This window comes from uncultured Brachyspira sp. (assembly GCF_910578695.1).
Classification (GTDB): Bacteria; Spirochaetota; Brachyspiria; order Brachyspirales; family Brachyspiraceae; genus Brachyspira.
This window is the reverse complement of the sequence record NZ_CAJTQJ010000001.1, coordinates 159956-169485: the sequence shown is the minus strand read 5'-3', so window position 1 is coordinate 169485 and position 9530 is coordinate 159956. Positions and strand designations below refer to the sequence as shown.

General features: G+C 26.0%; 6 protein-coding genes and 1 pseudogene. 2 read left to right on the top strand and 5 right to left on the bottom strand.

Annotation, left to right across the window (positions count from 1 at the left end):
* The first annotated feature begins 346 nt into the window (after positions 1 to 346).
* Positions 347 to 1492, top strand: a complete 1146-nt coding sequence (locus QZ288_RS00775; RefSeq protein WP_295153921.1) for a VWA domain-containing protein — start codon at positions 347 to 349, stop codon at positions 1490 to 1492.
* A gap of 124 nt (positions 1493 to 1616) precedes the next feature.
* Here the strand turns inward: QZ288_RS00775 and lon are convergent, their stop codons facing one another.
* From lon to QZ288_RS00755, 4 genes are all read right to left on the bottom strand, one after another.
* The gene (lon, locus tag QZ288_RS00770) at positions 1617 to 4139 is read right to left on the bottom strand and encodes an endopeptidase La (RefSeq protein WP_295153919.1); all 2523 of its coding nucleotides are present in this window, start codon (positions 4137 to 4139) and stop codon (positions 1617 to 1619) included.
* Between the two features lie 309 nt (positions 4140 to 4448).
* Positions 4449 to 5744, bottom strand: coding sequence for a replication-associated recombination protein A (locus tag QZ288_RS00765; RefSeq protein ID WP_363322989.1), 1296 nt, complete (start codon positions 5742 to 5744; stop codon positions 4449 to 4451).
* Entirely contained in the window at positions 5737 to 6729 is a 993-nt protein-coding gene (locus QZ288_RS00760; protein ID WP_295153915.1) for a hypothetical protein, read from the bottom strand. Before QZ288_RS00760 ends, QZ288_RS00765 begins: the two co-directional genes overlap by 8 nt.
* Before the next feature lie 139 nt (positions 6730 to 6868).
* Positions 6869 to 8719 (bottom strand): CDC27 family protein, encoded by a 1851-nt coding sequence (locus QZ288_RS00755; RefSeq protein ID WP_295153913.1) that lies wholly within the window; start codon positions 8717 to 8719, stop codon positions 6869 to 6871.
* Between the two features lie 193 nt (positions 8720 to 8912).
* On the opposite strand from QZ288_RS00755, the gene QZ288_RS00750 reads away from it, so the two are divergent.
* Positions 8913 to 9173 (top strand): DUF167 domain-containing protein, encoded by a 261-nt coding sequence (locus tag QZ288_RS00750; protein ID WP_295153911.1) that lies wholly within the window; start codon positions 8913 to 8915, stop codon positions 9171 to 9173.
* 177 nt (positions 9174 to 9350) lie between these two features.
* Here the strand turns inward: QZ288_RS00750 and QZ288_RS00745 are convergent.
* A pseudogene (locus QZ288_RS00745) lies at positions 9351 to 9530 on the bottom strand (cell surface protein); the annotation flags it as partial.

The following is a 9530-nucleotide window of genomic DNA, read 5'->3' as shown; positions in this document are numbered from 1 at the left end:
AAACATCATTTTCACTTTTTTGCTAACTTTAATCATAAGTTATCTCCTAATTTTTTTTATACTATTACTCTTAAACGAGTAGAAGTATCGATTAATAACAGCTGAACAAATTTCTTTGCTCAGCCTTGAAAAAATTTTTATTAACTACAAGTATTGTAAAAAAAAAAAAAACAATATGAAAATATGATTTTTTTATTAAAAATATAAAAATAAACAGACTAGATTAAAGAATTTATTTTATAATTTTTGTAAAACTAAGTATGTCTTTATTTTCAAAATATGCATATAATTAAATTTAATTAAAACCCTTATTGATTTTTTATTTATTTATTTATATTATTAGCTAATGGATAATAAAAATAATATAGATTATAAAAACATAAATAGATGGCGTCTTATTTTAGGAAGTTTTGCTGAGGATAATATAGAGCTTGATAATGAATACTATGAAATAGATACTGCATTAGATTTTTTATATGACAGAGAATACAGCAAAGAATCAGGATATGCAGATTTTGACAGTGAAAATGAATATAGAGGAGGAAAAGAAAAAAGTTCTTTGACTGTTCCTATTTGGGTATCAAAGATAAAAAAATTATTCCCAAAAAAAACTGTTGAAATAATGCAGGCTCAGGCATTAGAGAAATATAATCTTACAGAAATGCTTACCGATGAGAATATTTTAAAAGAGATGGAGCCTAATATGGAGCTTTTAAAAAATATTCTTACATTCAAAGATATGATGAGCGGAAATGTAAAGAAACTTGCTTATGATATAGTTAGAAAAGTTGTTGATGATATAAAAAAGAAAATGGAAAGCGATATAAAAAAAGTATTTTACGGCAAAAAACTTCCTAACTCATATACTCAAAATAAAATTTTTAAAAACCTTGATATAAAAAAAACTATAAGAAATAATTTAAAAAACTATAATATAGAAGATAAAACTATTTTTGTAGATAAATTATATTTCAATCAAAACATCAAAAAATATAATCCTTGGCATATTATAATATTAATAGATGAAAGCGGTTCAATGCTTAATTCTGTTATATATTCATCTATAATGGCATCTATATTTTCAAATCTGCCTTATTTATCGATTAAACTTGTAATATTTGATACTTCTATAGTTGATTTAAGCCATAGTGTAAAAGATCCTATAGATGTATTATTTAAAGTGCAGTTAGGAGGAGGAACTGATATAGTAATGGCTTTGGAATATGCTAAAAAAATTACAACTGCACCTGATAAAACAATAGTGCTTCTTATAAGCGATTTAATGGACAGTAATGATTATAGATATATGTATAAAAGTGCTATGGACATAATAGAATCAAGGTCTAAACTTTTTGTGCTTCCTGCTTTGGATTATAATGCTAATGAAAGCTATGATAAAAAAGCAGCCAAACAATTTGCAAAGATAGGAGCTAAAGTTGCTGCTATTACTCCTGATGAGCTTTCAAAATGGATAAGTACTGTAATTTCTTAAAATATTATATTAGACATTATATATATATAATAAGAGAGTATTTAAATAAACTTTATTTAAATACTCAGCCCATTATATTTTTATTTTAAAATTATAATTCTAAAATTTTATATAAAGCAAAATGCTATTTTTTAGAAGACTTTTCTGATTTATTTGATTTTTTTAGATTAAACATAAAATCAAATACCTCTTTTACATCTTTTACTGGGTGAAATGTAAGTCCTTTTTTAACATTTTCTGGAATCTCATCTAAATCTCTAGTATTTTCATAAGGTATTATAATATGCTTAATAAATCCTAGCCTTTTAGCTGCTATAGTTTTTTCTTTTAATCCGCCTATAGGAAGAACTTTTCCGTTTAGAGAAAGCTCTCCTGTCATAGCGGTATCATTTCTTATAACTTTATTCATAGCAAGAGAAAGCAAAGCAGTAGCCATAGTAATGCCTGCTGAAGGTCCGTCTTTTGGAGTAGCACCTTCTGGAATATGAAGATGAATTAGAGCATCATTAAAATAGTCTTCCCGAACACCGTAATTTTTTGCAGCACTTTTTACATAACTGTATGCTATATCCACGCTTTCGCTCATAACATCGCCAAGCTGTCCTGTTACCTGAATGCTTCCTGAATCTTTTTTCTCTGATACTTTAATTGATTCTATAGTAAGAGTTGCCCCTCCCATAGAAGTCCAAGCTAAACCTATAGAGTTTCCGGGCTTTAAATCCCTCTCTGTAAAATCTTCTATAAATATAGGTTTCTTCAAATATGCTTCTAAATCTTTTTCATCTATAATATAGCTGTAAGTTTCCTTATTATGCTCTACAATATCAGATGCGATTTTCCTGCATATTCTCTCTATTCTTCTCTCAAAATTTCTAACTCCCGCTTCTCTTGCATATCCGTCTATTATTTTACTTAATGCTTTATTTGTAAATTTTATGTTTTTTATATCAAGTCCGTGAGATTTAATTTGTCTAGGTATAATATATTTAGAAGCTATTTTTAATTTCTCTTCTAAAATATATCCTGAAAGCCTTATTACTTCCATTCTGTCAAGCAAAGGCTTCGGAATAGTATCTAAAGTATTAGCTGTTGTTATAAAAAGAACATTAGATAAATCAAAAGGCAAATCCAAATAATGATCTCTGAAAGATGAATTCTGCTCTGGGTCTAAAACTTCAAGCAATGCACTTGAAGGATCTCCCTGAAAGCTGCTTCCCAATTTATCAATTTCATCAAGCATAAGTACAGGATTCTTTACTTTTACTATCTTTAAAGCCTCTATAATCTTTCCGGGCATAGCACCTATATATGTTCTTCTATGTCCTTTGATTTCTGCCTCATCTCTCATACCTCCTAAAGAAAATCTGAAAAATGGTCTGTCTAATGCTTCGGCTATACTTTTTCCTATAGAAGTTTTACCAACTCCCGGAGGACCTACAAAACAGAGTATTGAAGATTTTTTATTAGGGTTTAACTTTCTTACAGCTAAAAACTCATATATCCTTTCTTTAACATCTTCAAGCCCATAATGATCTCTGTCTAATATTTTTCTGCTTTTAGGTATATCTTCTCTCTCTTTCTTTTCATTATTCCAAGGCAAAGCAAATAAAGTATCCAAATAATTTTTTGAAACAGTATATTCGGGAGAATGATTATCTATAAAAGAAATCTTTTCTATTTCATTTTCCATTCTTTCTTTAACTTCTTCTTCTACATTAAGCTTTTCAAGAATTTTTTTATACTTTTCTATATCTCTTTGCTTAGGGTCTGTATCATATCCCAATTCTTTTTTTATCTCTTTTAGCTGCTCTTTTAAGAAATATTCTCTTTGCTGCTTCTGAACCTTTGAATTAATGCTTCCTTGAATTTTCTGCTGTATTGCAGATATCTCTTTTTCTTTTTGTAAAAGTAAATGTACTTTCTCTAATCTTTCCTGAATATCAAAAGTTTCAAGTATTTCCTGCTGGCTTGCCCTCTCTACATTAAGCATAGAAGTAACAAAATCTGCCAATTTTCCGGGATCATCAACATTAACCATAGTAAGACGCATCTCTTCTGTAAAAAGAGGGTTATTCTCGCTTAATGACTTTACTTCCGAAAGCAAAGCTCTGATATAGGCTTTTATCTCATTAGCCTCTTTTTCATTATGAAAAGGTTCTGCATCAGGTATATAAAGAGGCTCTGCCCTTATAACAGGCTCAGAAGTTATAAATTTCATTATTTTATATCTTCGTATAGAATTTATAAGAAGATTAAGCCCTCCGTCAGGTAAATTTAATTTTTTAAATACTTTAACTACAACACCTACTTTATAAATTTCATCAATAGAAAGCGATTTATTTCCAGAAAATGTATCAGCAATATATAAATTAAGTCCTAAAAATCCGTCATTTTCAGCTATTGCCTTATTTACAGCATCAGCATGATGAGGAGGTATTGGAAACGGTGCATAAAGTCCGGGAAATAAGGGTTTTCCCATCACAGGTATAATTATTAATCTTGAAGGTAATTTATCTTCCACTATTGAAACTTTACTCTCTTCCTTGCTTTTATCTTCATTTTTTTCATTTTCTATATTTTTATTATCGCTATTTTTTTTATTATCTATATCTTTATTTAATTCATCTTCTTTTAATTTTTCGCTCATTAAAAACTCCTATTTGTTTTCATAGCATATAGTATTATATAATATAAAAATATATCTATATGTCAAATAAAATGATATTAAGAATATCATGCAATAATTATACCAATAATATTTAATTGTATAAGAAATATACATATAATAATAATTAATATATAAACAAAATACAATGATAATCAATTATTTTATTAGTATAAAGAATAAATATATTATTATATTGTTTAATAATAATACACTCAAAAATAATATTCTGTATTTAATTTATACTTAATTTGCATAAACTTCTTATAATAAAGGACATTATTTAAATTTTTATATATGTTTTTTAATCCACTCATAAACTTTTTTGAATTCTCTTTCTTCTCCTATATCTACAGGCTCATAATATTCTTTTTTGATTCCATTCTCTAAATAGTCCTGCTTTACTATATGATAAGGATAGTCATGGGGATATTTATATTTTTCACTGCTTTTTTTATCGAATGAAGCTGAATTATTGTCTTTTAAATAATTCGGTATTGAATAAAGTTCTCCGTTTCTTATATCTTTTATAGCTTTATTAATAGCATTATAAGCAGAATTTGATTTAGGGCATAATGACAAATATATAGCAGCTTCGGCTAAAGGTATTCTTCCTTCAGGCATACCTATAAAATCAATAATGCTTACAAGAGAGGCTGCAATATTCATAGCATTAGGCTCAGCAAGTCCTATATCTTCAGAAGCAAGTATGCATAATCTCCTTGCTATATATCTAGGGTCTTCCCCAGATTCAAGCATTCTAGCCAAATAGTAAATGGCAGCATTCGGATCGCTTCCCCTTACGCTTTTTATGAATGCACTTATAGTATTATAATGTTCTTCTTCATCAAAAGCTATTGACTGCTTGCTTGTAACATCTCTCACTATTTCTTCGGTGATTGTAAGTTTATCTTTAGTTTCATCTATTTGAGTTGCCATATATGATGCCTCAAGATATATAAAAGCCTTTCTAACATCGCCGTGAGAATAATGCACTATTAAGTTAACCGCTCCGTCTTCAACTGCAACATCATATTCTCCAAGTCCTCTTTTATCTGTAATTGCTTTTAATACAGCTTCTTTTATATCATTATCATCAAGATTTCTAAACTCAAAAAGCATTATACGGGAAAGAAGTGCATTATTAAGATAGAAATAAGGATTCAAAGTAGTGCTTCCTATAAGTATAACAGAACCGTTTTCTACAGCAGGAAGCAAAGCGTCCTGCTGGCTTTTATTAAATCTATGTATCTCATCTATAAAAAGTATAGTTTTTTTTCTATTTTCTAAATTTCTCTCCGCTTTTTTAATAGCTTCTCTTATTTCAGAAACATTTGAAAGTACAGCATTGAGTTTTATATATTCGCTTTTAGTTTTTTTTGCTATTATTGACGCTACTGTTGATTTTCCTACGCCGGGAGGACCAAAGAAAACCATAGATGTAATTTTATCATTATCTATCATTTTCCTTAAAGTTTTATCTTTATCTAATATATGATGCTGTCCGAAAACTTCTTCTATATTAAGAGGACGCATTCTTTCAGCCATAGGCTTGAAATTACTTACATTCTCTTCAAAATCAAACATTGAGTTTTTCAATATGTTCCTCTACAAGCGGTATATAATTCATAATATTTTCTATTCTTTCTTTTATTTCATATTCAAGCAAATCTGCTATTGATATATAATCTTCATTAGCAAAAGCATCTAAAACATTATTCATCATCTCATTAAAATCATTAATGGCATCGGTTAAAGTTACAGTATTTAGAGAAATTTGAGAATAATCAATAGAATAAATAAATGCCGCATTTGAAAGTATGCTGAATGCATAGCTTACTATACGCGAAAATTTTTCAGAATATATAAAAGCCTCTTTATCATTGCCTGACTGAAGTTTATTTACTATGGAATCTAATATATCTAATATTAAAGGAAGAAATTTAGGAAGACTTCCCACTTTATATAAAGCATTGCTTTCTGTAACATTAGCTGCAAATAAAAATATAGTATTTATTTTAGCTTCTTCCAAAACAAGCTGCATAGTAGGAAGCATTTTTTCATTTATAAAAGGCTTTAAATCATTATTAAAAAACTCATTAACTTTATCAATATTATCAGATATAGTATTTAATCTTTCTAATTTTACCTCAAGCATTTTTAATATATGTATAATTCCATAGGACTCTAAACTCATATTAAAAAGAAATATAGTTCTAGGTATGGAATCTAATACCCAATACATACCGTCTTTTAAATTATCTATATCCTTTTCATTTAAGGAATCTGTATTTAATATTTTTTCAATATACTCAGCAATAGACATAATAGAATATAAAGAATATTCTGCCTGACTTAATGCCTCTACCTCTATTTTTTGTATGCCTTCTATCGGTATAGTTTCATATTCTTCATCTATATAAGGCTGTAATTCCCTTTCATCTATAATAACTTTATTTATTAAGAAATCATTAGAATTGCACCATTCTTCTATAGGCTTTAAAATTTCATAAGCATTTGTTTCGTTTTCAAACATTACGGATAATTTCTTTCCATTTATATATATATTCATAATTAGGCACCATAAAATTTAGATTACAAAATCTTAATAATATTCGGATTTTATCAGCTATTAATGATTATTTTTTTAATTATTAATTAAATTAAAATATTATAGTGCTTATAATTTTATAAATTATTTTTTATTAACTTTATAAATTACTTTCTATTAATTCTGTCAATATAAAATAAAGATCTATATCATATTTTTGATAATTGTCATACATAATATTTAATATGCAAGATGAGGTATAATCAAATAATTCTTCTATATTGTCTATTATCTGTAAAATATCTTTTTTTTCGCTTTCGTTTATGATACCATTTTTGATATGAAAATCTGATATAATATTTTTTATTATTTTTATAGAATTATTATCATCATTATGAAAATTAGTTTTTATAGAATTATTAATTATTTTTCTGTATGATAAAAAGTTATCCAAATGAAATTTATTAAAATCTATATAGCTTTTTTTCTCTGTACTATATGAATATAAATTATATAAATCATTCAAATTAATATCCTGAAATAAAAAATTAATAAAATAACTTATATCTACTTTTTTAGCATTATAATAACTTTCATCTAGTACTATATCTTCATTACATTCATTGCAAAAGCCTAATGCATTATTATATATTTTTTTTATATCTATTTTATTTTCAAATGCTTTTTGTTTTAGAACTTCATTTTCAAATATAGAATTTTCAATTGTATAGTAATTATCTTGAAAATAATCATTCCATTTATTATAAAAATCATTCATATCAGTATCATCATTTTTAATTAAAGATTTATACTTATTTCTATAATGACGGTATTTATCTTTCATACCCATTTTTAAATATAATTCAGACATAACTTTATATGCATCAGGCTCATCATCTTTAAGCTCTAATGACTTTTTTAAATTAATTGATGCCTTTTTATAATTACCCAATTTAAAATAGCAGTCTCCAATCCATAAGAAAGTCATATAATTTTCTTCATTATAACTATTTAAGCTTACTGACTTTTCTAAATATTTTACAGCATCTTCATATTCGCTGTCCATATAATTTATATATCCTATCCAATGATATGCTAAATAATTATTATCATATTTATTATTTATATCTATAGATTTAAGCAAATAATGCATAGCATCTTTATAGCTTTCTAATTTAGCATAGCAAATACCAAGATATAAATAATTCAAATATTCATCATTTTGATAATCAGCAAGTTTAATAAAACAATTAAGTGATTCTTCAATATTATCATTATTCAAAGCAATATTTCTAGCCTTTTCAAAGCATTCATCTGATAAAGTATTTTCGTCTATAACTTTATTTAATAATCCTAAAGAAAACCAATTATTAAAATCATCATCTTTTAGTTTTACAGCCTCGCTTAAATGCTCTAATGCCTTATCATATAACTGAATTATAAAATATGCATTTCCTAAATAATATCTGCTTAGATAATCATCATCTTTTAATTTTACAGATTTATCTAAATATGTAATGGCTTTATTATAATTGCCTAATTGAAAATGGCAGAATCCTATATATCCGTATACTAAATAATCTTCAGAACCTAATGACATAGACAAATACATTAATGAATTATTATAATCTATATCATTAACTGCTGTTTTAGCGTATGTTATTCCAATCCATAGAGTATAATATTTATTACTATTGTCCAAATTGTATGCATTTTTAAAATATTCTAATGCTTCTTTATAAGCACCGAAACAATCATAGCATCTTCCTATATAGTATTTATATATTGCTTTATTTATATTGAATTTCTCTAATAATGAAGCTCTCACAAAATGCATCATAGATATATCATATTTTTTCAATTTATAGCTGCAGTATCCTGCTTTAAATATTGCTTCTATATTATTAGAGTTTATAGATAAAATATTATTGCATAAGGTAAATGCATCATTATAATTTTTATTTTTTATATGTTCATCTACTTCCTGTAAGTATTTATTAATATTTTTCATAATATTCTTTATTTTCTTTCAAAACTATCAAAACTATTGATTTCATATTATAAATGATAATTAAGAAATTTAAACCTCTTGTAAATAATTATATATATATTATCATAAAAAATGATGATTTTTTAAATATTATAATTAAAAATAATTATTGTAAATATATACAAAATTAGCAGAATATAATTTTTATAAATCTATGAACATAGAAGTTAAAGTAACAGCAGGGGCTAAATCCAACAGCTTTAAATTAGAGAATGGAGCTTATTCTATTCGTATTATGGCTAAGGCTATAGACGGTAAGGCTAATAAAGCTATAATTGATTTTTTATCTGATGAGCTTGATATTAAAAAAAGAGATATTGAAATTCTAAAGGGTGAAAAAAGCAGCAAGAAGCTTATAAGCATAAATACAGATAATGAAAAATTAGAAAAATATTTTAATAATAAAAATATATAAAAAATTTGTTCGTTAGTTACATCCTCCATTCTTTCATAAATATTATTATACAAAAAATAACTATAAAAGTAAAGTTTATTAAATTTATATATTTTTAATAATAAATTGGATATTTTCAATAAAAAAGGACTTGACTAAAAATAGCCAAGCCCTAGTATAGTCGTAAATTAATAATAATTATTGATTACCGCCTAAAGAAGGTAAATACCAAGTAATACCTGTAGTAGTTTCAAATAATACAGGTGGTAAATCAGCATTAGCTTTTTTATTAACATTACCATTAACATCCATCTCGAAGTACCATTCTAAGTCTTGAACAGGTCTTACATATAATTCAGCATAAGCTCCCCAGTTTAA

What these genes read in the sequence shown, in the direction of transcription:
- QZ288_RS00775 (WP_295153921.1), top strand. Translation starts at nt 347, where the DNA reads ATGGATAATAAAAATAATATAGATTATAAAAACATAAATAGATGGCGT.
- lon (WP_295153919.1), bottom strand. Translation starts at nt 4,139, where the DNA reads ATGAGCGAAAAATTAAAAGAAGATGAATTAAATAAAGATATAGATAAT.
- QZ288_RS00765 (WP_363322989.1), bottom strand. Translation starts at nt 5,744, where the DNA reads ATGTTTGATTTTGAAGAGAATGTAAGTAATTTCAAGCCTATGGCTGAA.
- QZ288_RS00760 (WP_295153915.1), bottom strand. Translation starts at nt 6,729, where the DNA reads ATGAATATATATATAAATGGAAAGAAATTATCCGTAATGTTTGAAAAC.
- QZ288_RS00755 (WP_295153913.1), bottom strand. Translation starts at nt 8,719, where the DNA reads ATGAAAAATATTAATAAATACTTACAGGAAGTAGATGAACATATAAAA.
- QZ288_RS00750 (WP_295153911.1), top strand. Translation starts at nt 8,913, where the DNA reads ATGAACATAGAAGTTAAAGTAACAGCAGGGGCTAAATCCAACAGCTTT.